General features: G+C 68.6%; 23 protein-coding genes. 12 read left to right on the top strand and 11 right to left on the bottom strand.

Annotation, left to right across the window (positions count from 1 at the left end; translation table 11 throughout):
• Nucleotides 1-39: 39 nt before the first annotated feature.
• The gene (locus NS6_RS06565; protein WP_068037648.1) at nucleotides 40-771 is read right to left on the bottom strand and encodes an alpha/beta fold hydrolase; all 732 of its coding nucleotides are present in this window, start codon (nucleotides 769-771) and stop codon (nucleotides 40-42) included.
• A gap of 90 nt (nucleotides 772-861) precedes the next feature.
• On the opposite strand from NS6_RS06565, the gene NS6_RS06560 reads away from it, so the two are divergent.
• The 3 genes from NS6_RS06560 (at nucleotide 862) to shbA (ending at nucleotide 2,747) form a co-directional block, all read left to right on the top strand.
• Nucleotides 862-1,266, top strand: a complete 405-nt coding sequence (locus NS6_RS06560; RefSeq protein WP_068037645.1) for an OB-fold nucleic acid binding domain-containing protein — start codon at nucleotides 862-864, stop codon at nucleotides 1,264-1,266.
• 3 nt (nucleotides 1,267-1,269) lie between these two features.
• Nucleotides 1,270-1,983 carry a DUF3159 domain-containing protein gene (locus tag NS6_RS06555; protein WP_084470660.1) on the top strand — a complete coding sequence of 238 codons (714 nt, stop codon included), beginning with the start codon at nucleotides 1,270-1,272 and terminating at the stop codon, nucleotides 1,981-1,983.
• Between the two features lie 125 nt (nucleotides 1,984-2,108).
• Complete coding sequence (gene shbA, locus NS6_RS06550) at nucleotides 2,109-2,747, top strand: RNA polymerase sigma factor ShbA (protein ID WP_084470658.1); 639 nt, start codon at nucleotides 2,109-2,111, stop codon at nucleotides 2,745-2,747.
• A 111-nt stretch (nucleotides 2,748-2,858) separates the two neighbouring features.
• Here the strand turns inward: shbA and NS6_RS06545 are convergent, their stop codons facing one another.
• Nucleotides 2,859-3,578 (bottom strand): potassium channel family protein, encoded by a 720-nt coding sequence (locus NS6_RS06545; RefSeq protein ID WP_068037641.1) that lies wholly within the window; start codon nucleotides 3,576-3,578, stop codon nucleotides 2,859-2,861.
• Nucleotides 3,579-3,580: 2 nt separating this feature from the next.
• Nucleotides 3,581-4,246: a potassium channel family protein gene (locus tag NS6_RS06540; RefSeq protein WP_068037639.1), complete on the bottom strand. Its 666-nt coding sequence runs from the start codon at nucleotides 4,244-4,246 to the stop codon at nucleotides 3,581-3,583.
• Between the two features lie 220 nt (nucleotides 4,247-4,466).
• On the opposite strand from NS6_RS06540, the gene NS6_RS06535 reads away from it, so the two are divergent.
• Nucleotides 4,467-6,455: an APC family permease gene (locus tag NS6_RS06535; protein WP_068038189.1), complete on the top strand. Its 1,989-nt coding sequence runs from the start codon at nucleotides 4,467-4,469 to the stop codon at nucleotides 6,453-6,455.
• Nucleotides 6,456-6,524: 69 nt separating this feature from the next.
• Complete coding sequence (locus NS6_RS06530) at nucleotides 6,525-7,901, top strand: class I SAM-dependent RNA methyltransferase (protein ID WP_068037636.1); 1,377 nt, start codon at nucleotides 6,525-6,527, stop codon at nucleotides 7,899-7,901.
• 59 nt (nucleotides 7,902-7,960) lie between these two features.
• On the opposite strand, the gene NS6_RS06525 is transcribed toward NS6_RS06530, so the two are convergent.
• A complete protein-coding gene (locus NS6_RS06525; protein ID WP_157112629.1) occupies nucleotides 7,961-8,635 on the bottom strand; it encodes an SIMPL domain-containing protein in 675 nt (224 codons plus the stop codon).
• Nucleotides 8,636-8,854: 219 nt separating this feature from the next.
• Here NS6_RS06525 and dxs point away from each other — a divergent pair, with 219 nt between their 5' ends.
• Entirely contained in the window at nucleotides 8,855-10,753 is a 1,899-nt protein-coding gene (gene dxs / locus NS6_RS06520; RefSeq protein ID WP_068037632.1) for a 1-deoxy-D-xylulose-5-phosphate synthase, read from the top strand.
• A 7-nt stretch (nucleotides 10,754-10,760) separates the two neighbouring features.
• On the opposite strand, the gene NS6_RS06515 is transcribed toward dxs, so the two are convergent.
• Both NS6_RS06515 and NS6_RS06510 read right to left on the bottom strand, forming a co-directional pair.
• A complete protein-coding gene (locus tag NS6_RS06515) occupies nucleotides 10,761-12,131 on the bottom strand; it encodes a ribonuclease D (RefSeq protein ID WP_084470657.1) in 1,371 nt (456 codons plus the stop codon).
• 38 nt (nucleotides 12,132-12,169) lie between these two features.
• A complete protein-coding gene (locus NS6_RS06510) occupies nucleotides 12,170-12,721 on the bottom strand; it encodes a DUF3000 domain-containing protein (RefSeq protein WP_068038180.1) in 552 nt (183 codons plus the stop codon).
• A gap of 291 nt (nucleotides 12,722-13,012) precedes the next feature.
• Between NS6_RS06510 and hemE the strand changes: the two genes are divergently transcribed.
• From hemE to hemQ, 3 genes are all read left to right on the top strand, one after another.
• Nucleotides 13,013-14,068: a uroporphyrinogen decarboxylase gene (hemE, locus tag NS6_RS06505; RefSeq protein ID WP_068037626.1), complete on the top strand. Its 1,056-nt coding sequence runs from the start codon at nucleotides 13,013-13,015 to the stop codon at nucleotides 14,066-14,068.
• A gap of 177 nt (nucleotides 14,069-14,245) precedes the next feature.
• Nucleotides 14,246-15,613 carry a protoporphyrinogen oxidase gene (locus tag NS6_RS06500; protein WP_068037624.1) on the top strand — a complete coding sequence of 456 codons (1,368 nt, stop codon included), beginning with the start codon at nucleotides 14,246-14,248 and terminating at the stop codon, nucleotides 15,611-15,613.
• A gap of 351 nt (nucleotides 15,614-15,964) precedes the next feature.
• Nucleotides 15,965-16,660 carry a hydrogen peroxide-dependent heme synthase gene (gene hemQ, locus NS6_RS06490; RefSeq protein ID WP_068037621.1) on the top strand — a complete coding sequence of 232 codons (696 nt, stop codon included), beginning with the start codon at nucleotides 15,965-15,967 and terminating at the stop codon, nucleotides 16,658-16,660.
• A gap of 104 nt (nucleotides 16,661-16,764) precedes the next feature.
• Here the strand turns inward: hemQ and msrB are convergent, their stop codons facing one another.
• From msrB to NS6_RS06470, 4 genes are all read right to left on the bottom strand, one after another.
• A complete protein-coding gene (msrB, locus tag NS6_RS06485; protein WP_068038176.1) occupies nucleotides 16,765-17,175 on the bottom strand; it encodes a peptide-methionine (R)-S-oxide reductase MsrB in 411 nt (136 codons plus the stop codon).
• A 77-nt stretch (nucleotides 17,176-17,252) separates the two neighbouring features.
• Entirely contained in the window at nucleotides 17,253-18,587 is a 1,335-nt protein-coding gene (locus tag NS6_RS06480) for a glycosyltransferase family 87 protein (protein ID WP_245669148.1), read from the bottom strand.
• A gap of 95 nt (nucleotides 18,588-18,682) precedes the next feature.
• A complete protein-coding gene (locus tag NS6_RS06475) occupies nucleotides 18,683-20,233 on the bottom strand; it encodes an alpha/beta hydrolase (protein ID WP_068037617.1) in 1,551 nt (516 codons plus the stop codon).
• Nucleotides 20,234-20,364: 131 nt separating this feature from the next.
• The gene (locus tag NS6_RS06470) at nucleotides 20,365-21,129 is read right to left on the bottom strand and encodes a pyrimidine reductase family protein (protein ID WP_068037613.1); all 765 of its coding nucleotides are present in this window, start codon (nucleotides 21,127-21,129) and stop codon (nucleotides 20,365-20,367) included.
• A 35-nt stretch (nucleotides 21,130-21,164) separates the two neighbouring features.
• On the opposite strand from NS6_RS06470, the gene zapE reads away from it, so the two are divergent.
• Nucleotides 21,165-22,181 (top strand): cell division protein ZapE, encoded by a 1,017-nt coding sequence (gene zapE, locus NS6_RS06465; protein ID WP_068037602.1) that lies wholly within the window; start codon nucleotides 21,165-21,167, stop codon nucleotides 22,179-22,181.
• 153 nt (nucleotides 22,182-22,334) lie between these two features.
• Nucleotides 22,335-23,150, top strand: a complete 816-nt coding sequence (locus NS6_RS06460; protein ID WP_068037593.1) for a tyrosine-protein phosphatase — start codon at nucleotides 22,335-22,337, stop codon at nucleotides 23,148-23,150.
• Nucleotides 23,151-23,161: 11 nt separating this feature from the next.
• Here the strand turns inward: NS6_RS06460 and NS6_RS06455 are convergent, their stop codons facing one another.
• Complete coding sequence (locus NS6_RS06455) at nucleotides 23,162-23,695, bottom strand: GNAT family N-acetyltransferase (RefSeq protein ID WP_068037590.1); 534 nt, start codon at nucleotides 23,693-23,695, stop codon at nucleotides 23,162-23,164.
• A gap of 176 nt (nucleotides 23,696-23,871) precedes the next feature.
• Here NS6_RS06455 and NS6_RS35680 point away from each other — a divergent pair, with 176 nt between their 5' ends.
• Nucleotides 23,872-26,709, top strand: coding sequence for an FAD-dependent oxidoreductase (locus tag NS6_RS35680; RefSeq protein WP_068037587.1), 2,838 nt, complete (start codon nucleotides 23,872-23,874; stop codon nucleotides 26,707-26,709).
• Nucleotides 26,710-26,717 lie beyond the last annotated feature (8 nt).

Here is a 26,717-nt window from a genome sequence, read left to right as displayed (position 1 = left end):
GGCTTTCCCTCGCGGGCCCGGCCGATGGGCCGCGTTCGGTCAGCGGGCGTACCGCAGGCCGAGCCGGCCCACTACCGCGGGGTCGGCGCCGAGCTCGTCGAGGGTGATCTCGGTGATCACCGAGCGTGGCGCGCGGCGTGCCCACTCCCGGCCGACTGCCACCGGATGCACCGGATCGTCCGCGGCGGCGATCACCGCCAGCGGGACCGCCAACGTGTCCAGCAGCGTCGCCTCCGGCCACTTGTACTGGGCAGCCTCCTCCAGCGCGTCCGGCAGTCCGGGCCACTGCGAGCGCCATGAGCGGGTGAGTGCGTCGGCGAGCCAGCGCGGGCTGCTCGCCCGCATCCGGGTGACGACGGGTTCGAGGCCCTCCGCGCGCAGTTGCGCGGCGGTGACCGAGGCGCTGAGAGTGGCGGGGCAATGCGCCGTATCCGGGCCGGTCCAGGCCGGCAGTGCGGCGATCACGCCCGCCACGTCCCCGGCCGCGCGGCGGCCGGCCCATTCGAGTGCTACCGCCGCCCCCAGGGAGATACCCGCGGCCAGGACCGGCCCGCGGGCGGCGGCGGTGTCCAGGGCGGCGAGGTAGCCGGAGATCACCGCGCCCGGTTCGGGATCGACCGCTATCAGCTCGAGCCCGCGTGCGGTGCAGGCGGGCTCGAAGGCGCGCCGGGCGAAATGCGCATCGGAGCCGGTGCCGGGGAGCGCGACCACGACTGCCGGACGTGGGGAATCGAACACCGGACCGAGCGTAGCGGTGCCGCCGGTACCCATCTACAGTGGCGGGTACGGCCACAGCCGGGCCGTAGCAGAGAATCTCGGATGACGTGTGACCCACGCCGTCCGCGCACAGGAGAGCAAGCGATGTCTTCCTCGGCAGGAAGAAAAGCGGGCGCCAAGTCCGCATCCGGATATTTTCGCAGGCTCGGCCGCAGGTTGACCGAGGATCTCGATCAGCTCGACGCCGAGGAGCTGGCGGAGTCGGCGGACGCTTCGGGCGCCTGCCGGGTCTCGGAGTGCCGGCGCGGTGAGGAGGCGACGATGCTGGGCAGATTGCGCAGTGTCGATTCGTGTCCGCAGGCCGCCGGGGCGAATGTGCAAGCGGAGTTCTTCGACGGCACCGATGCCATCACGCTGGTGTGGATCGGGCGACGCCGGATTCCCGGTATCGAATCCGGCCGGCGCATCATGGTGCGCGGCCGTATCGGTGAACGCGAGGGCCGCAAGGTGATCTACAACCCCTACTACGAATTGCGCGGAAACAGCTGACGCATGGCATCGAGCGACGAGTACCTCACCACGCCGCTACCGCGGACCGTCCCCGCATCGGAATCGTCTGCGGACGATGTACCGGATGAGGAGCGCGCCGAGCCCCCGCAACAGACCCTGCTGGAACAGCTGGGTGGTTTCTCCGGGCTGATCTACTCCACCCTGCCGGTACTGGTGTTCGTTCCGATGAACGCATTGCTCGGGCTCACCGTGGCGATCTGGACGGCACTGGGTGTGGCGGGTGCCGTGCTGATCTGGCGGCTGGTGCGCCGGGAGCCGATCCAGCCGGCCGTCTCGGGATTCCTGGGTGTCGGGATCTGCGCGTTGATCGCCTGGCGCGTAGGGGAGGCCAAGGGCTTCTTCCTGTTCGGTATCTACACCAGCCTCGTCTACGGTGCCGCCTTCCTGATCTCGATACTGGTCCGCCGACCACTTGTCGGCGTGGTGTGGGGCGTACTCAACGGCCACGGTGGTGCCTGGCGCACCGATTCCCGCGTGGTCCGGCTCTATGATTTGGCGACCGCCGCCTGGGTTCTCGTTTTCGGCGCCCGCTACCTGGTGCAGCACCATCTGTACACGGCCGACAGCACGGGCTGGCTCGCCGCCGCCCGGATCGCGATGGGCTGGCCGCTCACCGCGCTTGCTCTCGTGGTGACCGTCTGGGCAGTGCGCCGGGCAGGGCATCTGCCGGCCTCGTCGGCCCGGCATGCCGCCTGAACCGAACATTCGCGGCACGCACGCGGCCGCCAGGGTGGCGGATGACCCACCCTTTGGTGTCTATCCCGACAGCGCCTTTCATCGGACGATCGTTAGAGAAGACGATCTGCCGAGAGGACTGGCGAATGCGTACCGAGCAGCACACGATGACACGTCCGGAGCGGGGGCGTGAACACCCGGTGCGGTCACAGAGCCGCCTGGTTTCCGCCGAACTCGATCTCCTGGTCGAGCCCGCGGCCGCCGGTGACCGCCGCGCGGTGACCGAAATCCTGCGGCTGGTGCAACCATTGGTGCAGCGTTACTGCCGTACCCGGCTGGGAAATCCGGCGCATCTCCATGTGACAGCCGACGATGTGACCCAGGAAGTCCTCATGGCCACTGTCGCTGCGATTCCCCGCTACCGAGACCAAGGAAAATCGTTCCTTGCCTTCGTATACGGCATCGCAGCGAACAAGGTGTCCGACGCCTTTCGCGGAGCGCAGGTCCACCCGGCCTACCCCGTGGCGGACCTTCCCGAGCTGGCTTCGACGGCGGCGGGCCCGGAAGAGCGGGCGCTGGCGGCCGAACGGGGCGCGGTGGCGCGCGAGCTCATAGGGCAGCTGAATCCGGTGCACCGGAAGGTACTGGTGATGCGGATCGTGCTCGGCTTGAGCGCGGCCGAAACCGCGGCAGAACTGGGTACCAGCGCCGGGGTCGTCCGGGTTATGCAGTATCGGGCCCTGAACAAGCTGCGGGCCCGTGCCGAGCAGCCCGTTGCCGCGTGACGCCGCCCGAGCGGCACCGCCCAGCGGCTGTGTCCATCGGCCGTGAGCGAAGGCTGTACGTAGCGGCGCTGCGCCACCGCCTCCGGACCGGGCTCACTCAACGGCGAGTGGTCAGTATTCGACGTCCTGCGAGGCGGTGAGGCCCGCTGCGGTGTCCGTGTGTTCGGCGGTGCCGATCGGTGCCAGTACCGAGCGCAGTTCCTCCTCCGCCTCGGCGGAGGCGACGAACAAGAGTTCGTCGTCGCCTTCGAAGGGGTCATCCGGCTGCGGCACGATCACCCGCCCGCCACGAAGAATGGTGACCAGGGCCGAATCGCGCGGCAGACGCAGGCTGCGGACCGGTTTTCCGGCCAGGGTGGTATCGGGCGGCAGGGTGAGTTCAACGAGATTCGCCTGCCCCTGCCGCAGAGTCATCAACCGGACCAGATCGCCCACCGTCACTGCCTCCTCGACCAGCGACGCCAGCAGCCGCGGAGTGGAGACCGCGACATCGACCCCCCACGCCTCGTCGAACAGCCACTCGTTGCGGGGGTCGTTGACCCGAGCCACCACCCGGCGTACCCCGAACTCGGTTTTGGCCAGCAGACTGTGCACCAGGTTGGCCTTGTCGTCGCCGGTGGCGGCGATGACCACCTCGTAGTCCTGCAGGCCGGCGTCCTCGAGTAGTTGTAGTTCGCAGGCGTCGGCGTGCACCCAGACGGCGTCGCGCACCGAATCGCGGTCGATATGGTCGAGCTGGCGTTCGAGCAGCATGACAGTGTGCCCCGACCGCAGTAGCTCGCGCGCGATGGAGCGGCCGACGGCCCCGGCTCCGGCAATGGCCACTTTCATGATCAGTCCTTGCTCGCTGGGGGTTTTGCGGCCAGCGCGACCGCCTCACCGGCGGATCCGGAGGTTGCGGCCACGTACACGGTGTCGTCGGCCTGGACGACGGTTTTGGCATCGGGCAGGATGCCCTGCCCGAAACGGATGATGAACGCGACCCGGGCGCCGGTGGCGCTCTCCAGATCACGCACGGTGCGCCCGTACCAGTCCTCGTGCAGGATCAACTGGGCGACAGCGACCGTGCCGGTGGGGTCGCGCCAGGTGGTGGTGCCCGCATCGCCCAGCAGGTTGTGCAGGAAACGGTCGGTGGTCCAGGGAACGGTCGCGATGGTCGGGATACCGAGTCGCTCGTATACGGCGGCGCGTTTGGCGTCGTAGATCCGCGCCACCACCCGTTCGACACCGAACATCTCGCGCGCCACCCGGGCGGAGATGATGTTCGAGTTGTCGCCGGAGGAGACTGCCGCGAACGCGCCCGCTCGTTCGATACCCGCCCGGCGCAGCACATCACGATCGAACCCGACCCCGGTTACCCGTTCGCCCGGGAAATCGTCGCCCAGTCGCCGGAACGCGTCCGGATTGCGGTCGATCACGGCGACCTCATGCCCTATCCGGACCAGAGCACGGGCCAGCGAGGCCCCCACCCGTCCGCATCCCATGATCACCACGTACACCGTGAATCCCGCTCCTGACTTGTACTGCCCGACGGCCGCGCCCGATCCTGCGGGCCCGGCTCCGCGGCGAGTGTTCCCGCGTAGCCATGCGGTTGCCGCGAATCGAACCGTACCCGCCGCTTCGCGCCCTCTGCCAGATTCCCCCTGCCGAACCCGGGCAAACCGGGAATCCGGTAATGCCTGGCGGCGGCAGGCTGGACGGGGGCTTATGCTCCGTCCAGTGTCGAAGTTGACGACCGCCACCAAACGCCTGGTGCTGGGGCGGCCTTTCCGTAGTGACGCCCTGGGCCACACCTTGCTGCCGAAACGAATCGCGCTGCCGGTTTTCGCCTCGGACGCGATGTCCTCGGTCGCCTATGCGCCCGAGGAGATCTTCCTCGTCCTGTCGGTGTCCGGGCTCGCGGGTTACGCGTACGCCCCGTGGCTCGGACTCGCCGTCGCGGTCGTGATGATCATCGTGGTCGCCAGCTATCGCCAGAATGTGCACGCCTACCCGTCCGGCGGCGGCGACTTCGAGGTGGTCACCACCAATCTCGGCCCCACCGCAGGCTTGGCGGTCGGCAGCGCGCTGCTGGTGGACTATGTGCTGACGGTCGCGGTCTCGATATCTTCGGCCGCCTCCACCATCGGGTCGGCCATACCGTTCGTCGCCACACACAAGGTGCTGTTCGCGGTGGCTGCCATCGCCCTGCTCACCGCGATGAACCTGCGCGGGGTGCGTGAATCCGGGCGGACCTTCGCACTGCTGTCGTACGCGTTCCTGATCGGGATGTTCGCCATGCTCGGCTGGGGGCTCCTCCGTATTTTCGTCCTCGGGGACGAAGTGCGAGCCGAATCGGCCTCCTTCGAACTGAGGGTGGAGGAAGAACACCTGGCGGGAGTGGCGCTCGTTTTCATGCTCGCCCGTGCGTTTTCTTCGGGAAGTGCGGCACTGACCGGCGTCGAGGCGATCAGCAACGGAGTCCCGGCGTTCCGCAAACCGAAATCGCGTAATGCCGCGACCACGCTGCTCATGCTCGGTGGCATCTCCATTGCCTTGTTTCTCGGCATCATCGTGCTTGCCCGCGAAGCACATGTGGTTTTCGCCGAGAACCCGGCGCAGTTGATCGGTGCCCCGGCGGACTACCAGCAGAAAACACTGGTTACGCAGATTGCGCACGCGGTCTTCGACACGTTCACGCCCGGTTTCTACTTCGTCGCGATAGTGACGGCGGTGATTCTGGTCCTGGCGGCCAATACCGCTTACAACGGCTTCCCGGTGCTCGGCTCGGTACTGGCTCAGGCGCGGTTCCTGCCCCGGCAGTTGCACACCCGTGGCGACCGGCTGGCCTTCAGCAACGGCATCCTTTTCCTGGCGGTCGGGGCGATCGGGTTCGTGGTGGCATTCGACGCCGAAGTCACCAAACTCATCCAGCTCTACATCATCGGCGTCTTCGTCTCCTTCACCCTCAGCCAGACCGGCATGCTGCGGCATTGGACCCGGTTGCTGCGCCGGGAAACAGATCCGGCCGAGCGGTCGCGGATGCTGCGGTCTCGGGCAATCAACGCGCTCGGGCTGGTGGCGACCGGCGCAGTGCTGGTGGTGGTGCTGGTGACGAAGTTCTTCGCCGGCGCCTGGATCGCGATCGTGACAATGGCAGTGATCTTCGTGGTGATGAAGATGATTCACCACCACTACGATTCGGTGGCCCGCGAACTGGAAGAACACGAATGGGACGGGGTCCTGCCCAGCCGTACCCATTCGATCGTGCTGGTTTCCCGGCTGCATATGCCGACCCGCCGCGCACTGGCCTACGCGCGCGCCGGCCGCCCGGACACGCTGGAGGCGATCACGGTGAACGTCGACGAGGAGGACACTCGTGCACTGGTCCGGGAGTGGGAGAACAGCGATATCTCGGTACCGTTGAAGGTCGTGGAGTCGCCCTACCGCGAAATCACGAAACCCGTCCTCGATTATGTGAAGCGGGTACGCAAGGACGCGCCCCGCGATGTGGTGACGGTGTTCATCCCCGAATACGTCGTGGGTCACTGGTGGGAGCAGGTGCTGCACAACCAGAGCGCGCTCCGGCTGAAGGGCCGCCTGCTGTTCGAGCCCGGAGTGATGGTGACGAGCGTGCCGTGGCAGCTCAGTTCCTCGGCGCGGGCACGTACTGCGGGCGATCATGCGGCGCCGGGGTCGGTCCGTCGCGGGTACGGCGACAATGGGTGAGTTCGTGGCCCCACGGGCACAGTGCCGGCCGGTCGGCGTTGTCGAAGACGGACAGAGAGAAAACGACCTATGACGTCCTGGCGCGATCGTGTGCTCGAAGTGCGGCTGGGCCCGCCCGGGCACGGCGGGTTCTGTGTGGCCCGGTACGAGGGCCGGGTGGTGTTCGTCCGGCACGGCCTGCCGGGCGAACTCGTCTCGGCGCGGGTCACCGAGGATCGGGGCGGAGCGTTCTGCCGAGCCGATGCGGTGGAGATCCTGGAACCCTCACCGGATCGGGTGCCGCGGAGCTGCCCGGTATCGGGCCCGGGGGGCGCGGGATGCTGTGATTTCGCTCATGTGGCTCCGCCGGCGCAACGAGCGTTGAAATCCATGATCGTTGCCGAGCAGCTGCGCCGGATCACCGGCATCGAGCGGGAACCGGAGGTCGAACCGATTCCCGGTCCGCCGGATTCGGCCGGTGGCTGGCGAACTCGGGTCCGGCTCGTCGTGGATGCTGCCGGGCGGGCCGGCGTGCACCGGTATCGAAGTACGGAAGTGCTTGCGGACCTGCGGTGTCCGCAAGCCGTTACCGGCGCGCTCGACGGTATAGCCGAACGGCGCTGGACGCCCGGCGCGGATCTGGTCATCGCGGTCGATGACGAAGGACACCGGCATATCGTCGAGCTCGCCCCGGCCCCGCAACCGGGACAGCGTCGCGGTGCCGGCCCACGGGACGGGCGCCGCGGCCCGGGGGAGCGGCCGCGGGGCGCACGTCCGAACCCTGAACGTGGGTTGTGGCCGGACGGCTCGCTGTCCGACACTCCGAACGGGCAGCGGCGCCGCGCGGTGGCTCGTCGTGCCGCCGCGCATACCGCGCGCGACGAATGGGTGGTCGAGGGGACCGGACGCGCCGTGCAGTACGTTGCGGGACGCCGCTGGGACGTCTCTGCGGCCGGTTTCTGGCAGGCGCATCGAGGCGCCGCCCAACGTTATTCCGACCTCGTCGCCGAATGGGCCGATCCGACCACAGGAGCGACCGCCTGGGATCTCTACAGCGGGGTGGGTGTGTTCGCGGCCCGGCTGGCGGCACAGATCGGACCCGCAGGCTCGGTGTACGCGGTCGAATCCGCGCCGGGCTCGGTCGCCGACGGCAATGCCGCACTCAGCGACCTGCCGTGGCTGAGCCTGCAAACCGGGCGGGTCGAGCGGTGGGTCGCGAGTCACTCGGAGGCGAGGCCGCAGGTGGTGGTGCTGGACCCGCCGCGAGCCGGTGCCGGTAAATCCGTGATCTCCGCGGTGACTGCGGCCGCCCCGGACCGCATCGCGCATATCGGTTGCGATCCCGCGTCCTTCGCACGCGATCTCCGTTTGTACCTGGACGCCGGTTACCGACTCGGTGCGCTGCGTGCCTTCGACGCGTTCCCTGCGACTCATCATGTGGAATGCCTCGCGTTGATGGAACGCTGATGGCTTCCGCCGGCGGCGCGACGGATCGGACGGTAGATGGGTTGCCTCTGGCCGCGGGGTCAGCCCAGCTGCCAGGTGGCCCGCAGAATCGCGGAGATCTCCTGCTCGCCGGGTTCCACCGGAACCGAGGACTGGCTCGTCGCCGCCACCATGCGCACCGCGCCGGACTCCTGCGGTGCGCGGGGCGCCGGTGCGGCGGTGTCCTCGGTGATCTCGAGTACCGGCCCCAGGTCGCGCGCGGCCCGGCGGGCGTACTGGCGGGCCCGGTCCAGCGCGTCGTCCCAGGCCGAATCCCGGGCACGCGTCAGTAGCCGGGTGCGGTCGGTGAAAGTGTGCTGAATGCCGCCCAGCCGGGCGTCGTCACCGCCTGCGGCCACGGCGTGCGCGATAACGCTCGCCGGGTCGGGGACGGCGCCCGGCCCGCCGGCTCCGGGCTGACTCAGGGTGATTCGCAGGCCGCTGGTGGCGATATATCCAGTGATTCTGGATACACCGTCCTGCCATGCGATATCCGAACGCACCGACAGCACTCCGGTGGCGATATCGGTATCGGTGACCTCGTCGTCGCGCAGCGTGGTGGTGATCGCGGTCAGCCGCCGGCCTGCCTGTTCGTAGGCGAGGCCGACGGTGCTCGCGCGGCATTCCACCCCGATACCGACGACGATCAGATCCGGTATCGCACGTACCGTGCCCTGCCCGAATACGGTGACGGTCCCGGTCTGCGGATGGTTCATCCGGCCTCTTCTCATCGGGTCTGCGGCGGTTCCGGCGCGCCGCGGCCGCAAGTGCACGCGGTTCGCGCGGCATACGTCGTTCACCTTAGGCTGGACGGATACGCCGGACCGCGGATCCGGCCCGGTGCGGCGGTGCGCAGCCCTCGTCGTCGGGTGATTACTCGGCCGCGGCTCCTAGACTGGTCGGATCAACTGCGCTATCCGGAGGGAGCGAATCAGGTGGGAGTGCTTTCCCGGGTCGATACGCCCGAAGACGTGCGACGGCTGTCGGTACCAGAACTGCGGGAGCTGGCGGAGGAGATCCGTGAGTTCCTGGTGCACAAGGTCGCAGTCACCGGCGGGCATCTCGGCCCGAACCTCGGGGTGGTGGAACTCACGCTCGCACTGCACCGGGTATTCGATTCGCCCGCCGACCCGTTGATCTTCGACACGGGCCACCAGGCCTATGTGCACAAGATCGTGACCGGTCGCAAAGACGGCTTCGACACGTTGCGCCGCAAGGACGGGTTGTCGGGATATCCGAGTCGCGCGGAGAGCGAACACGACTGGATCGAATCCTCCCATGCCTCGGCCTCGCTGTCCTATGCCGACGGCTTGGCCAAGGCTTTCGCGCTCACGGGGCAGGACCGCCGTGTCGTCGCGGTGGTCGGTGACGGGGCGCTCACCGGCGGGATGTGCTGGGAGGCGCTGAACAACATCGCCGGTGCGCCGGACCGGCCGGTGGTGATCGTGGTCAACGACAACGGGCGGTCCTATGCGCCGACCATCGGCGGCCTGGCCGAACGGCTGACGGCGCTGCGTACCCAGCCGGTCTACGAACATATGCTCGATACGGGCCGCCGTTTCCTGAAAAGTATTCCGGGTGTAGGTGATTCCGCGTATTCCATGGTGCACGCGGTGAAGGCCGGGATCAAGGACGCGGTGAGCCCGCAGGAACTGTTCGGCGATCTCGGGATCAAGTATGTGGGCCCGGTGGACGGGCACGATATCGTCGCGCTGGAGTCGGCCCTGCGTCATGCCAAGGAATTCGGTGGCCCGGTGGTGGTACACGCCGTCACCCAGAAGGGGCACGGATACGAACCGGCCGAGAACCATGTGGCCGATCAAATGCATGCCTGCGGTCCGATCGATCCGCGTACCGGCGAAGCGGTGAGCAAGGGCGGCGCGGCCAGCTGGACCTCGGTGTTCTCCGCGGAACTCATCGCGCACGCCGAACGGCGCGCGGATATTGTCGCAATCACCGCGGCCATGCCCGGTCCCACCGGGCTGTCCGCGTTCGGGGAACGCTTCCCGGATCGCCTCTTCGATGTGGGGATCGCCGAACAGCATGCGCTGGCCTCGGCGTCGGGCCTCGCGCTGGGCGGCCTGCATCCGGTGGTGGCGATCTACTCGACCTTCCTCAACCGCGCCTTCGATCAGTTGCTGATGGATGTGGCGCTGTTGAAGCAACCGGTCACCCTGGTCCTGGACCGTGCCGGTATCACCGGCGCGGACGGTGCCAGCCACAACGGCATGTGGGATCTGTCGTTACTGGGGATCGTGCCGGGGATGCGGGTGGCCGCGCCGCGAGATGCCGCCACCCTGGCCGAGGAACTGACCGAGGCCCTCGCCGTCGACGATGGCCCCACCGCCCTGCGGTTCCCCAAGGACAGCGTCGGGGCCGATATCCGGGCCGTGGAGCGTCTCGACGGGGTCGACGTGCTGTGGCTGCCGGATCGCGAGGGTCCTTCGGCGCGGGCTCAGCGCGGTGATGTGCTGTTCGTGGCGGTCGGTTCGCTCGTGCCGGCCGCGTTGCAGGCCGCGGAACTTCTGGAGGCCGAGCAGATCAGTGCGACGGTGATCGACCCGCGCTGGGTGCTGCCGGTATCGGACACCATCGTGAAACTCGCGGAGAACTATCGGCTGGTGGTGACCCTGGAGGACGGCGGTCTGCACGGTGGGATCGGTTCGACCGTTTCGGCTCGCTTGCGTGCGGCCGGGCTCGATGTACCGGCCCGGGATATCGGTATTCCCCAGCAATTCCTGGACCACGGCAGTATCGCCCAGGTGCGTCAGGACCTGGGGTTGACGGCCCCCGATATCGCGCGCCGCGTCGCCGGCTGGCTGAACGCCGGCTGAGAGCGTTTCACTGCGCCGGGGCCTCGGTGAGCGCCCCGGCCAGCGCATCCACCGTGAGCTCTCGCTGCCACGGCCGGGCGCCGTGCGATTTCAGGAAACCCTCGATCGTCTCGGCGGCTTCGACTGCGGATTCCGGTCCGAGCCGGTAGTCGGGTAGTCCGTCCCAGCACAGGCGTCGCACCAGATCGGGTGCGAGCAGATTCTCGACCGGTACCGCGACTCGTTCCGAGATTCCCGTCATCGCGGCCCGGGCGCGGGTGAGCCGGGCGGCTGCGGCCGGATCGCGGCGCTCCCATCGGTTGACCGGCGGCGGGCCCTCATAGGGCTGACTCATCCGCGGCAGATCCTCGTCGGGCAGGGCGCGGGCCCGTTCCACCGCACCCAGCCACTCCCGTGAGTGGCGGCGCTGCCGCGGCCCACCGAAAACAGGTAACTCGCGTAGCTGCCCGATGCTCTTGGGATCTGCGTTCGCGGCGGCGATGATGGCCGAATCCGGGAGGATCCGCGACGGCGCGATATCGCGTCCGCGCGCCAGGGTGTCCCGCGTGATCCAGAGTTCCCGGACGATCGCCAGCTGGCGAGCCCGGCGCAGGGTGTGGATTCCGGAGGTGCGCCGCCAGCGGTCCGGTTTGGGCGCCGCGGGTTCGGCGAGCCGGATATGTTCGAATTCTTGTGCCGCCCAGTCGGTTTTTCCTTGGTCGGCGAGGCTCGCGGCCACTGCTTCGTGAAGTTCGGGCAACAGTTCGACATCCAGGGCGGCGTAGTTCAGCCAGGCCTCGGGCAGCGGCCGTGTCGACCAGTCCGCGGCCCCGTGTCCCTTGCGTAGTGCCCGGCCGAGCAGCTGCTCCACCATGGCGGCCAGACCGACGCGCGGAAAACCCGCCAGCCGGCCACCCAGTTCGGTATCGAACAGTTTGGCCGGTCGCAGCCCGAGCTCGGCCAGGCCGGGCAGGTCCTGATCGGCGGAATGCAGAATCCACTCCAGGCCGTTGATCGCCTCCGCCAGCGGGCCCAGTGCCTCGGTCACCGGAATCGGATCGATGAGGAACGTGCCGGCCCCGGCGCGGCGCAACTGGATCAGGTAGGCACGGGACGAATAGCGGAAACCAGAGGCGCGTTCGGCGTCGACGGCCAGTGGACCGGATCCGGCGGCGAGGCGCCGCGCCGCGGCGGCCACTTCGTCGGGCGTTGCGCATACCGGGGGGATCCCGTCCGCCGGGGCCAGCAGTGGGACCGCGGCGGGTGGTTCGGGCAGCCCGCCCTCCGATGTCGAACCTGCCTGAGTGCTGTCCACCCCCGGCCCGGACACCGATGACGGCACGGCGCCACCGTCCGGGCGACCACCGGACAGGTGTTCGGGCTCCTCTACTACCGGCATAAAGGGCCACTCTACGTGGCCGAGGCTACGGCCGATATTCAACCACGGTCGGTGTTGGTGGACTCCGACGGGCGTAGATCGGTGATACCTGCGGGTGGTAGACCCGCCGCGTAGGCCAGTACTTCACCGAAAGCCTCTACGTGCGGTGCCATCTCGGTGGTCCGGGCCGTCCAGGACGCCCGCAGTTCCAGCTGATGTGCCCGGGGCGGCCCGGCGATATCGCCGTAGCGCACCGAACTGGTCGAGGTCACCGTTCCGCCGAGCGCGGTGAATGGTTCGTCGCGGGACTCCAGGGCGTCCACCAGCCAGCTCCACGCGACCTCCGGAAGCAGTGGATCGGCCGCCAGAGCGCCGTCGATATCGGCCTGGATGTAGGCGACCAGGCGGAACACTCCGTGCCAGGCCTCGTCGCCGTTGGGGTCGTGTAGCAGAATCAGTCGGCCGAACGCATCACCCTCCGAATCGATGGGCACCACCGGCGAGTCCTCATGGATCACCTCGGCACCGAGTGCGTAGGAATACGGGGCGAGACGCTGCGGCGGCCGGATCGGAGACAGTTCGATCCGCGGATGTACGGACGCGGCGCCCATCGCCGTAACGGCAGCACGAAACGATGCGGGTTCGTCGCCGGGCCCGTCGTTCGGTGCGCCGTCGCGGATATCGAGCGGTGTCACAGAAGTGACGGTAGACCTGTAATAGCCGGGGCGTGTGGAGGCGCGCCGGGCGACCGTTGTTGCTGGGTGTTCGTGTCCCGTCATGGTAAATACCGCGCAACTGTCCCGCCGGCCGTCCGGTCGAGGTCCGGGTCCGGTGCGGCGCGCGGTGACCCGTAGCCCGGGCTCACACGCCGTGGCGGACGGGGCCGCATACGATGGCCGGTGATGAGCACTTACACGCGCCGCCAGTTGTCCGATGCCCCGTTCCTGGCCGCCGCATCCGGGGCGGCACCGGCCCGGCGGCCGGTGTGGTTCATGCGGCAGGCCGGGCGGTCGCTGCCCGAATACCGGGAACTGCGGGCAGGTATCGGGATGCTGCAGTCCTGCTTCGATCCGGAACTGGTCTGCGAGATCACGCTGCAGCCGGTTCGCCGGCACGGGGTGGATGCGGCGATCCTGTTCTCCGATATCGTCGTCCCGCTGAAAGCGGCCGGTATCGATCTCGATATCGTCCCCGGGGTGGGCCCGGTCGTCACCTCCCCGGTGCGGACCGCCGCGGATATCCAGGCGTTGCCCCGCCTGCGGCCCGAGGAGGTCGGTGCCGTCACCGACGGCGTCCGATTGCTGGTCGGCGAACTCGGGCAGACCCCGCTGATCGGATTCGCCGGCGCGCCTTTCACCCTGGCGTCCTACCTGGTCGAGGGCGGGCCCAGTAAGCATCATGAACGCACCAAGGCGATGATGCACGGCGATCCGGCCTCCTGGCACACGCTGCTCGGTGTGCTCACCGATATCACCATCGTGTTCCTGCGCGCCCAGCTCGACGCCGGGGTGGACGCGGTCCAACTGTTCGACTCCTGGGCCGGGGCGCTGTCGCTGGCCGATTATCGCCGCTATGTTCTGCCGCATTCGGAACGGGTTTTCGCCGAAGTCGCCGATGCCGGGGTGCCCCGGATCCACTTCGGTGTGGGGACGGGGGAACTCCTCGGCGCGATGGGGGAGGCCGGCGCCGATGTGGTCGGTGTCGACTGGCGGGTACCGCTCACCGAGGCGGCCCGCCGCGTCGGTCCGGGGAAGGCCCTGCAGGGCAACCTCGACCCGTCCGTGCTGTTCGCCGGCCGGCCGGTTGTGGAGGCCGAGGCGAGGCGGATCGCCGACGAAGCGGATTCCGCGGTCGCGATGGGCGCCGCCGGCCATATCTTCAACCTCGGCCACGGTGTGCTCCCGGAAACAGACCCCGGTGTGCTGACGGCACTGGTGGAGCTGGTGCACGAGCTGTAGAGCTGTGGCCGAGCGACCGGGGATGCGGTCGCGTCGGTGTCGTGTGAGCAGCACACTGTCCCTCGTTCCGTCACCGGGCGTATCGCGCTCCTCACGGGAATGCGTGATCAGTGGGTAGCGGGCGCGGCCTACCGAGGGTGTACGGGATCGACGGCGACGCACCGGTACCTTCGGGGTATGAGAATCGCGGTGGTCGGCGGAGGAATCAGTGGGCTGGTCGCGGCATACCGGCTGCGACAGGCGCTGGGCGACTCTGCGGACCTCACCGTGATCGAAGAGCGTGCCCGGCTGGGCGGTGTACTGCGGACAAGAGCGGTCGGTGGCGAACCGGTCGATCTGGGTGCGGAAGCGTTCGTGGGGCGGCGGCCGGAGGTCCCGGCATTGTTACGGGAGCTCGGGATCGCCGACCAGCTGGTGCATCCGGCCGGGCTGCGGCCACTGGTGTGGGCCGGCGGCCGGACGTATCCGCTGCCCGAACGGACGCTCATGGGTATCCCGTCCGGCCCCGGCTCGGTTGCGGGGCTGCTCGACGCGGAAACAGTGGCGCGGATCGCCGACGAGCCCACCCGCCCGCTCAGCTGGCGGCGCGGTGCCGATATCGATGTGTATTCCCTGGTGGCCGATCGTTTCGGGGCCCAAACCGTGGCGCGCAGTGTCGACCCCTTGCTCGGCGGTGTCTACGCGGGTACGGCCCGTTCGATCGGGCTCCGAGCGGCCCTTCCCACGTTGGCCGCCGCCCTCGACCAGGGTGCCACCAGTCTCACCGCCGCGGTCTCGGCCGCACTGCCGCCGCCCTCGAACGCCCCGGTATTCGGTGCGCTGCGGGACGGTTACGGAGTACTGGTCCGCACACTGGCGGAGCGGACCGCGGCGAACACAGTCCGCGACACCGAGGTCGCCGCCCTGCACCGGCTGCCCGGCGGCTGGCGGGTGGACCCGGTCGGCGAGTTCGACGCCGTGGTACTCGCGACCCCGGCACCGGTGACCGCCCGATTTCTGGCGAACGTCGCCCCGGAGGCCGCGCGGGCGGCCGCCGGTATCGAATTGTCCTCGTCGGCGCTCGTCGTACTGGAGTTGCCGAAGGACACCGCGCTGCCACAGAACTCGGGGGTTCTGGTGGCGACCGGTGAACCGCTTCGGGCCAAGGCGTTCACCCTGTCGAGCCGGAAATGGCCGCATCTGGCGGCACGTGACGCCGCGGTGGTTCGGGTATCGTTCGGCCGTTTCGGCGACGACACCACAACAGCGCTTTCCGATACCGAACTCGTTGCCGCCGCGACGGCCGACCTCGCCACTGTGACCGGTGCCGCCATCACCCCGAATACGGCGGTCGTCCAGCGCTGGCCCGGTGGGCTCGCCCAATACGCGCCCGGCCACACCGAACGAGTCGCCGAAATCGAAGCCGGGCTGGCGGGTCTCGACGATCTCGCAGTGACCGGTGCGTACCTGAAGGGTGTGGGGGTGCCGGCCTGTGTCGCCTCGGCCACCGCCGCGGCCGGTCGGATCGCCGCGGCATACGCCGATGCGGCCTCGATGCGGCAGTGACGCCGGGCCTGGACACCGATACGGTTCGGCGGATGGAAGCCGGCTTTTCGTTGCGGAGGTGACCCGCGCTCGAAATCGAGGTCTATATGCCCCGGAAGGCGGCGTATCGGGTGTCGGGGTGCCATCGACAGGTCGGCCTGTGAACGGTACGGGTTTCGGCCGGAGTGGGGCCGCGGTGGCCGGCTCCCGGCGGTTCCGCGACCACGGAGTGGGCGGGCAGCGGTGGAGTGCGGAGTCGAGACGCGGGCCCGAACCGGCGGCGGTCGAACTGCCGCGAATCGACACAGCGGGGCGGCGCCGATTACACACTCGGGGGCGATTCGGTTCCATGCAGGTGGCACGATAGAGGGTATGGCGCGACTCGATTACCAGGCTCTCAACTCCACCATCCGCTATCTCATGTTCTCCGTGTACCAGGTGCGGCCGGGCACGCTGGGGGAGGACCGGGCGGCGGCGATCAAGGAGGCCCGTGCGTTCTTCGACGGCCTCGCGGATCGGGATGTGGTGGTTCGCGGCGTCTACGACGTGGCCGGTATGCGCGCGGACGCCGATTTCATGGTGTGGACCCATGCCGAGCGGATCGAGGATCTACAGGCCGCCTACGCGGATTTCCGGCGGACCACCGAGCTCGGCCGGGCCAGCACCCCGGTGTGGAGCAATGTGGCATTGCACCGCCCGGCGGAGTTCAACAAGAGCCATGTTCCGGCGTTCCTGGCGGGGGAAGATCCCGGGAACTACATCTGTGTGTACCCGTTCGTCCGGTCCTACGAGTGGTACCTGCTGCCCGACGAGGAACGCCGCAAGATGCTGGCCGATCATGGTAAGGAAGCACGCGGATACGCCGATGTGCGGGCCAATACCGTCGCCTCCTTCGCCCTCGGCGACTACGAGTGGATTCTCGCGTTCGAGGCACCGGAGCTGCACCGGATCGTCGATCTGATGCGCGATCTACGGGCGACCGAAGCACGAATGCACGTCCGGGAGGAGACCCCGTTCTTCACCGGACCGCGGGTCGAGATCGAGCAGCTCGTCACCGCGCTGCCCTGACCGGCCGGTACCGACCGCCCGGTACGGCCCCGGAAAATAGGGGCATGTGAACCGGGCGGTCATTACGTAACGTACCGATCGGCAAACGGGGGAGCTCACTCCGCTCAGCTGGTCGAGGGGTGCAGCCGAAGCGAGATCGAGTTGATGCAGTACCGCTTGTCGGTGGGTGTCGGATATCCCTCACCCTCGAAGACGTGTCCGAGGTGGCTGTGGCAGTTGGCGCACAGCACTTCGACACGGCGCATCCCGAGCGAATCGTCGGCACGCAACAGCACTGCGTCCGAATCCGCCGGATCGAAGAACGACGGCCAGCCGCAGTGCGATTCGAACTTCTCGGAACTACGGAAAAGTTCGGCACCGCAGGCTCGGCAGCTGTACACCCCTTCGGCAGTGGTGTCGGTGTATTCACCGGTGAACGGCCGCTCGGTGCCGGCTTCCCGGAGCACCGCGTACTCCGTCGGATCCAGTTTCGCCCGCCACTGCTGCGGGGTCAGCTGGATTTTCGGGGCGGGCATGGTGGTATCGGTGGCGTCCGCGTCGGAACTCATGCCTCCACGCTAATACGGTCCCGCCACCACGTCTCGTACCGGACTCAGCTGTGCACGCTCTGGGGTTCGGCGAACCTGGATGCGACCGGCGCCGGATCGGCGGGCCGTTCGCCCTGGCCGTCGCCGCTGGGGACCGCTGGTGCGTCGGTGGTCTCCCGGGAATCGGGTGCGGTGGCCATCCACTCCGGGTCCAGATGCGGCAGCCGTCCCGCCCGGCGCGCGGCCAGGTAGCGGTCGCCGAGTACGCAGAACACGACGATCAGCAGCAGACCCCACCCGAAGGTGATCCGCAGGTACTCGAGGTTGCGGCCGATATCGGGCCAGCGGTCCGACAGCCATTTGTCGTAGGACATGAACCCGAATATCGCCAGCCAGGCCGGCCAGTTGCGCAGTACCGAATTGCGCAGCACCACCGACATGAGGAACGGGAACAGCAGCATCGAGTAGTACATCTGACCGAGCGAGAGGAGCAGGAACTCGGCCGTGAGCAGCAGACCCGAGGCGGTCGTGACGAAGAACAGCTCGTCCTTGCGGTAGTACCGGTACAGAATCCACAGCGCGATCAGTACCAGTACCGCCATAGCTCCCCGGATGCCCCACATCAACCACGGCGGCAACCCGTAGTACTCGGCGTTGCCGGGGATCGAGCTGTTGAAGTAGTCGCGGGTCTCCATCAGATACGGGGTGGTTCGAGAGAAGAACGCCTCAGGATCCTTGGACAGCGGCCAGGCAACCCCGGTGAGCGCTATGGGGACTGCCACCGCTGTGGCGACCAACGTCCACTGTTTGCGCACCAGAGCTATCAACAGCAGGGGCGCCAGGGTCGGTTTGACCGCCATACTCAAGCCGAGTATCACACCGGCCCAGACATCGCGTCTCTGCAGCAACAGGATCAGGAAGAGGATTTCCGCGAGCAGCAGGCAGCCGTTGACGTTGGTGAACACCAGTGTGTTGATCACCGTCTCGGACATGAACATAGCCAGCAGCAGCGCCGGTGCGGCAATCGACCGCAGCGTGTAGTTGAACAGCTTGAGCAGCAGATACCAGGCGATGAGGATCGCGACCGCATTGAGCAGGATGAACAGCCAGCGGGACTTCTCGTAGTCGATCACCGCGATCGGTGCGATCAGCAGGGTGCCGCTGGGCGGATACAGGTAGTGCGGGTCGACCGAATCGAAATTCGCCGTGTAGACCTCACGCCCGTTCAGGAAATCCAGCGAGGCTTGGTAAACGGGCTTGTAGTCGTCGGTGACGAAACCGTTGACAGCCTTGATGAACACCCGGTTCAGCACGGTCATGACCGCCAGCGGCCAGAGCGCGAACCGGATCACGTCGGCGGTGGTTCGAGCGGTGCGGGGCTCGAGCTGTCGAAGGAACACCACGGCACGGTACACCGGACGGTGCCGTGGTGTTGCCGGGACCCACCCTCGACGCGCCGGTCAGACGCACATCGGACCCCGGTCCGGGACCGGTATCAGGCAGGGCAGGCGGTTCCGTCGCCCGGGAGTTCGCCGCTCTTCAGATACTCGACGACAGCTGTCTGCGCGCAACCGGAATGGGCGCTGACCGGATGACCCCAGCCCTGCCAGATCATGGTCGAGTGCCGGGCGCCAGCGGCGCCGAGCGCGCCGGTCACCGAGGCCTGGGCGGCGCCGGTGACCGGGTCGCCGACCCCGGACAGAACCAGAACCGGCAGCTCCAGTTCCTTCAGGGCGGGCGGCGCCTCGGTTACCGGCCACGCCGAGCAGACCAGCATCGATACTGCGGCCGACCGGCCGAACGCGGGATACTTCTCGGCCCAGATCCCGGACAGATCGGTCACCTGGGGCGCGGGCGGCGGCTGCGGCATATCGGTACAGCTGTTGACGAATTGGCCGTCGCCTGCGGTGGCGGTCTCCTGGCGGTCGACGATCGCCTGCAGTGGGCCCCGGTCACCGCGGTCCGCGGCGGAGAGCGCATCGGCCAGTTCGGCGACCCGGCTCGACTGGTCGGCGCGCGGGCTGCCCAGGAATCCGGTCACCGCTGTACGGACCGCGTTTGCCGAAATGTCGCCGAGCTGTCCGGCGGCGGCCTTGCCGACCAGTTCGGTCACCTTCGCTCGCGGGTCGGGACCGAGCGAACAGACGATCCCGGCGCACTGTTGCGCAAATGCGCTCAATGCCGCTTCCGCGCCCTGCACCGCGGTTTCGGTGCGGGTGACGGCGTCCACGCCGACAGGGGCGGGGGAGTCGAGGACCAGCCGGGCCAGCCGCTCACCGTATTTGCGCCCGTACTCGAGGCCGACTTGGGCGCCGCTGCCCGTGCCCAGGAGCGCGATGTGCTCGACATTCCATTCCCGGCGCAGCTGTTCGATATCGTCGGCGGCGTGCGCGGCATCGAAGGTGCTGTCGTAGGGCTGCAGGAAATCCCGGCACGCGATGGTCCCGTTCCGGGACAGGTCGACCATAGCGGCCACCGGGTCGCCGCCCGGCGCGAATTGCGCGTTGTCCTGTAGACCCGAGCGGATCTCGTCGGGCAAGCAGTCGATTGCCTGGGAGCTGCCGATTCCGCGGCGGTCCACCGCGACCACAGGCCGGGCGGCCAGCAGCGCCCCGGCGGGCCCGGTGACCATACCCGCGAGGGTTGCGGTGGATGAGCGGTCCACGCCGGAGGTCAGGACCAGTGGGGGCGCGTCGGCGGGGGTCTGCGGGAGGCGTGCGCGCAGCGCACCGGCACGGAAGTTGCCGCGTACCGTGCCCGCGGTGTCGATCGGCGTGGAGAAATCCGCGCATTCCAGCACCAGACCGGTGGGCCCTGGGCCCAGGCCGAGCTCGTCGAATGTCTCCCGGGTGCAGTCGCGCCAGGCCAGCTCGTTTTTCGGAACCTCTGCCGCGGGTGGCGGCGGAACCTCGGCCGAGGGGACGGAATCGCCTGGCACCGGCGGACGTTCGACGGCGACATGCGGACGGTCCGAAGGTCCGGCGCCGCATCCGGCGATCATGATCAAGAGTGCCGAGGCCGGCACCACTGCCCGAGTCCAGCGCATGCGTTACAGCCTGCCAGGTCTGCTCCGGGGTCGCCTGCGCGGGACACACCACCCGCGGGCGGGCAGTCCTGTCGCTCGCCTCCCGCCGGCGAAATCCCCGAGTGTGGGGCGGATCGGCCGCGGCCCCGGGATCACGCCCGGACCCAGCGGGTGAGGACGGTTCCGTCGGTGTCGAACAGCACATGCGCCGGGGTCATCCGGCGAGCGAATTCCTCGTGCGACACCGCAATCCGCCGTGCCCCGCCGCCGATGAGCAGCGGTGCGGTCGTCAGGCAGAGTTCATCGACGGTTCCTGCTCCCGCCAGCGCGCCGAACAACTGCGGCCCGCCCTCGCACAGGACGCGCCGTAGCCCGCGGGCGGCGAGTGCGGCCGGCAGAGCGTGCGGCTCGATGAGCCGGTCCCCGACCTCGAGTACCTCCGCGCCCGCATCCGCGAGCGCCCGCTTCCAGGCGGACGGTGCGGCGGCGGTGGTCAGGATCAGCGTCGGGGTGCGGGCAGTGGTGATCACCCGGTGTGCCGGATCCAGCGCGGCGGATGCGGTGACGATCGCGATCGGCGGCGGGGTGCCGTCCGGATGGCCGCCCACGCCCCGGAGATACAGGTCGCGGCGGAAGCGCGGGTCGGTCTGGGCGCCGCCGTAGTTCTCGGCGCGGACGGTACCCGCACCGACGAGTACCACCTCGGCGAGTTCGCGCAGCAGATGGAACACCCGTTTGTCGGCCGGTGTGCCGAGGAATTCCGAGACCCCGCCTGTCCCGGTCACGGCACCGTCGATACTGGCTACGAAATTGACGCGTAGCCAACTCCGTTCCGGTTCGGCCGGATAGGCGTACAGATCGGTCAGGGCCTCGTTGTCGAGGTCTGTGAGCTGGATCGCATCGGGGCTACGCTGCATAACAACAGCTCTTATCACGTCATTAGGCTGCATTCATGCAAGAACGCCTCGTCGACCGCCGCCCGGAGGTCCCCGCCGACCAGTTGGTCGCTCAGATGGTGCCCCCGCCCATGTTCGACGAGGTCGGTTTCGACACCTACATTCCCGACCCGAACGAGCCGAGCCAGGCCGCGGCGGTGGCCGCGGGACGCGCATTCGCCGGCAAGGTCGCCGCCATCCACAAGGCCACGCACAAGAAAACGCTGTTCGGCAAGAAGAAGCCGGCCCAGGGTGCGGGCCTGTATCTGGACGGGGGGTTCGGTGTCGGTAAAACCCACCTGCTGGCCTCGATCTTCCACAGCGCACCGGCGCCGAGATCGTTCGGTACCTTCGGCGAGCTCACCAACCTCGTGGGGGCGCTCGGTTTCACCAATGCGGTGGAGCGGCTGTCGGCCAACAGTGTCCTGTGCATCGATGAGTTCGAACTGGACGATCCCGGCGATACGATGCTGGTTTCCCGGCTGCTCACCGAGCTCTCCGCGGTCGGCGTCTCTATCGCGGCCACCTCCAACACTCTGCCCGGACAGCTCGGGGAAGGTCGCTTCGCCGCCCAGGATTTCCTGCGCGAGATCAAAAAGCTGGGCTCGATCTTCGATACGGCCCGGGTGAACGGCCCCGATTACCGCCATCGCGATCTGCCGCCCGCTCCAGAACCGAGTAGTCCGGAACAACTGGTGGATCGCGCAGCGTCGACGCCCGGTGCTTCCCTCGACGATTTCGACGCCCTGCTGCAACATCTCAGCACCCTGCATCCGTCCAAGTACGGTGCACTCATCGACGGGGTGGCCGCGGTGTTGATCTCCGGCGTGCATCCGGTGACCGACCAAGCAGTCGCGCTGCGCCTGGTGGTACTGGCCGACCGGCTCTACGACGCCGGTACGCCCGTCACCGTATCCGGGGCGAAACTCGACGAGATCTTTTCCCAGGAGATGCTGGACGGCGGGTACCGCAAGAAATACCTGCGCGCGATCTCCCGGCTGCTGGCGCTGTCCCGGTTCGAGGTCGCGGCCTGACCGTCACCGGATGACGGCCCGGCCCGGCTCGTGCCCCGCCGTCATCCGGGACGCGCGGCGCCACGCCGTTTCGTGGTTGACCTCATGGCCCCCGGTTGGTTTGCTGAACCGGGCGCCCCTCGGGGATGCCGTCGAATCGAGGGGAGTCCGGCCATGGCCGTCGTTCATCGTTGCGCGCGTGTACCGGCCGCGGTACTCGCGGGCCTGCTGGTCGCGTTCGGCCCCGCGACGGCGGTGGGCCTCGCCGATCCACCGGCCGCCGCCGAATCGCTCGACGCGGATCGGTCGCTGCATCTGACCGGCGCTCCGAACGCCCGCGACGTGGGCGGATACCGCACCGCCGCGGGCCGGACCGTCCGCACCGGAATCGCCTTCCGCTCCGATCAGCTGACTGATCTCACTCCGGCGGATCTGGCCGAACTGACCAGGCTGGGCGTCCGGGAGGTCGACGATCTGCGCACGGTGTACGAGCGCGCCCTCGGCCCCGACCGGATTCCGGCGGGTGCCCAGGTCAACTGGTACGACGTGATCGGCGCCGCCCCGCTGCCGGAACTCATGTCGACCCTGGTCGGCGGGACCGATCTGTACCGGGCTTTCATCACCGCGCCGGGCGCGAACCAGGCAGTGGCAGCGGTGCTCCGGGATATTGTCGAGACCGGCAGTGATCCCCGGGGTGGGGCCGTTCTGTTCCACTGCACCGCGGGCAAGGACCGGACCGGCTGGGTTGCGGCAGTACTGCTCACCGTTCTCGGCGTGGACCGCGATACCGTCACCGCGGATTTCCTGCTGTCGAATCATTACCGCCATGCCGCGCCCGGTGACGGGCTGGCCGGAGTCGAGCAGGAATGGCTCGATTCGGCCTTCGACCAGGTTCAGCGCAGCTACGGCAGTTTCGACCGCTACGTCAGCGAGGGCCTGGGTTTGCGCGCCGCCGAGCTCGACGCTCTGAAGGCGCGCATGCTCGCCTGAGACCGCCGCGGTCAGAACACCAGGCGCAGCACGTAATCGTGATGCACCTGACGGCCGACAGTGAACGTTCTGGTACCCACCTGCTCGAACCCGTACTTGGCGTAGAAACGTTGCGCGCGCAGGTTCTGCTGGTTCACGCCCAACCAGACACCGGCGTAGTCCGCACCGCGGGCACGTCCCAGCGCCGCCCGCATGAGCGCGGCGGACACCCCCGCGCCGTGGTGGCCCGGCAGGACATACATCTTGCTGATCTCCAGCACCGGGTCGAGAGCTATCGCCGCCGCCACCACGGGATCGTCCGGCGTGCCCCCGTTCAGGATGGCGTACCCCACGATCTCGTCGTCGGCGACTGCTTTGAGCACTGTCCGGGCCGGGTCGGACAGGTATTCGCCGAACCGTTCCCCGGATAGCACACCCGCGACGAACACGCCGATATCGTCGGGATCGGTGCCCGGCGGGCAGGCGAGCGGGAAGGTCGCAGCAGCGACATCGCTGAGTGCTTCGGCGTCCCACAGTCCGGCCCGGTCCACGGTGACAGTGGTCATAGCTCAATGAGACCACAGCAACCCCGGTGAACGGCATGTGTGCAGGTCGCCCGGCGGCTACCGGCCCCGCTGACTGCCTCCGGCATCGGTCGCGCCGCCTCCTCGCGACCTGCGGCGATGGCCGAAATGCGATCTCCGGCTTTGCTGCCGGACGCATCCGACGTAATCTCTCGCCCATGAGGAGCGGGAACCGCATCGCAATCGTCGGTGCGGGTATCGCGGGTCTGGTCTGCGCAAAGGTCCTGACCGAGGATGGGTTTGCGGTCGAAGTGTTCGACCGTTCCCCCGATATCGGTGGCGTGTGGAGCGAGACTCGCCGTTACCCGGGCTTACGGGCGCAGAGCACCAAGTACACCTACCACTTCTCCGACCATCCGATGCCCGCCGACTACCCACGGGTGCTCGACGGCGCACGGATGCAGGAGTACCTGTCGAGCTATGTGCGTGCCTTCGGCCTGACCGACCGGTTACGCCTGCGTACCGAGGTCGTGGCCGCGGATCCGGTCGACGGCGGCTGGCTGCTCGAGATACGCGACGCCGACGGAGTGCACCGCACTTCCTGCGATCACCTGATCATCGCGAACGGTGTGTTCTGCGAACCCGAGGTCCCGGACTTCGCGGGCGCGACCGCCTTCGCCCGCGCCGGGGGGCAGCTCGGGCACTCCACTCAGTTCCTCGATGTGGAGGCGGTACGCGACAGGGCCGTGGTGGTGGTCGGCTACGGCGCCGCCGCCGCCGATCTCGCGACCGAGATCAGCAAGGTCGCCGCGGATACGACGATGGTGGCGCGCCGGCTGCTGTGGAAAATGCCGCGGCGTCTCGCCACCGGTATCGATGCCGAACGGATCCTGCTCACCCGCACCGGTGCCGCGCATTTCGGCCACCCCGAACCCGGCCGGATCGAACGCCTGCTGCACGGACCGGCGCGATCCTTCCGGGAGAGCAATCTCGATTTGATCGAAGCGCTGGTAGCGCAGCGCTCCGGCGCCGCCGAGCTCGGGCTCGTCCCGGACAGGCGGTTCGAACAGGCCTATGACGCCGCGTTCGGCTTCGCCACGGAGGGTTTCGCCGAACAGGTGACCCAAGGCCGCCTCACTGTGCGCGGGCAGACCGAGGTGACCGCGCTCGGCGGGGGGCCGGCCGGGCCGTTCGCCGAACTGTCCGGCGGGCAGCGGGTCCGGGCCGATATCGTCGTCTGCGCCACCGGATTTCAGCAGCGGGTCCCTTTCCTGACGCCCTATGTGCAGCGGCAGCTCACCGACGACGACGGCAATTTCCGGTTGTACCGGCAGATCCTGCCACTGGATGTCCCACATCTGACCTTCGCCGGTTACAACACCTCGCTGCTCAGCGCGGCGAGCGCGGAAATGGGCGCGCACTGGACTGCGGCCCTGCTCAGCGGGAATCTGGCACTACCACCGGTCGAGACCATGAGCGAACGTATCGATACCCGGTTACGCTGGCTGGACCAGCACACCGGTGGCAGGCATGCGCACGGCACGATCACCCCGGACGCAATCCGCGATATCGACGAACTGCTGGGTGATATCGGGGTCCGGTTGCCGTTCGCCGCGCGCACCGCGCAGTGGTTGCGGCCGGTGCGGCCGGGTGACTATCGGGTGGTGTCGCGCCGCAAACGCGGCCACGGTATGGAGGCGATCGCCCCCGCCGTCGCGGAACCGGTCGCGGCTCATCCGGCCACCGCCCCGCTCATGGGCGCTGCGCAGGCTGCTCCGCACGGTGCTGCCGAAGCTCCTGGCGCACCCACCGGGGCGCCCCGGCCCGACGCGGCCGCTCAACCGCCGGCCGGAGTGCAACCCCCGCGACCCCAGGCCCCTGCGGCTTCCGCCGAATCGCCGACTGTCCGGATCCCGGAGGCGGTTGCCGCGAGCGCGGTCCGGACGACCACCTTGCCCGCCGTCGACCCCACCGCCCGCACCCGGCCGGTTCCCGGGGTCCACCCGGCCACCGCGCCCGGGGCATCCCGGGAACCGATACCCACACCCTCTCAGTTCGTCCCGGCGACACCCGTGCCCGCGATAGCACCCCGGCCTGCCGGAGTGGCTGCTCATCCGCCGGCCGTAGCGCCTCGGTCCTCGCGTGTGGTGCCGTCCGCGCCCGCTCAGCCTGTCGCTGCGGAAACCGACCGCCGGACAGCCGCCGAACAGCGCGCCGCTGGAATCGCCGCCCGCTCCAACAGTCCGACGGTGCGGATCGATATGCGTACCGCGCAGTCTCTCGCCGCGGCGGAATCGCGCCCGGCGCAGGCTCTCGATGCTGTCGGCAACGCGTCCGCCGGAGGTATTTCGCCGACGCCACAACCTGCGGAGGCCACCGGCGATTCGTCGTCCCGGCCTGCCGACTCCGCGGGGCGTATGCCCGAGCCACAGGAGACCACTTCCGGCGCTGAACAATCCCCTCCGGAACAGGACACCGCGTACCGGAGCCCGGTACCCGGCCCGACAGGGCAGTCCACAGGGCTCGCCTCGGAAACCGCCGAACCGACATTGCCGGGCGACACCCGGCCACCGGCCGGAACGAGCCAGGAAACCCGCGGACCGGTGGTAGCCGGACCAGCAAGGGATGGGCGTGCGAACAACACTTCGCGTCCGACCGGACAGGACGGGGCGGCGACAACCGGACCAGCCGAGGCGGAAACACAGCTGTCTGAGGGGGGAGCACTGGCCGCACCGGAGACTGCCGTGGATCCCGGCCCGGCGGACCGAGTGACCACCTCGGCCGCAGCGGACGCTGCCGCCGAGAGAACGATCACGTCCGGCACGCAGGCAATGGAGCCGGACGCCGGCGAGGCGGAGGGGGATACGGCCCCGGCCGAGTCGGCACCCGCCGCTCCAGTTGCCGACGAGCCGACTGTGGCCGCCGGACCGACGGCCGCCACCGAATCGGCTGCGCCGGCCGGATCAGTTGGGCCCGGCACACAATCCGTGGAGCCGAAATCCGGGGACGCAGCGGATACCGCCGCGCCGTCCCCGGGTACCGGCCCGCGAAGCTGACCCGCGGC

It is taken from the genome of Nocardia speluncae NBRC 108251 (assembly GCF_001613245.1).
GTDB lineage: Bacteria > Actinomycetota > Actinomycetes > Mycobacteriales > Mycobacteriaceae > Nocardia > Nocardia speluncae.
The sequence above is the reverse complement of the archived record's forward strand: the minus strand, read 5'-3'. Positions and strand labels throughout refer to the sequence as shown.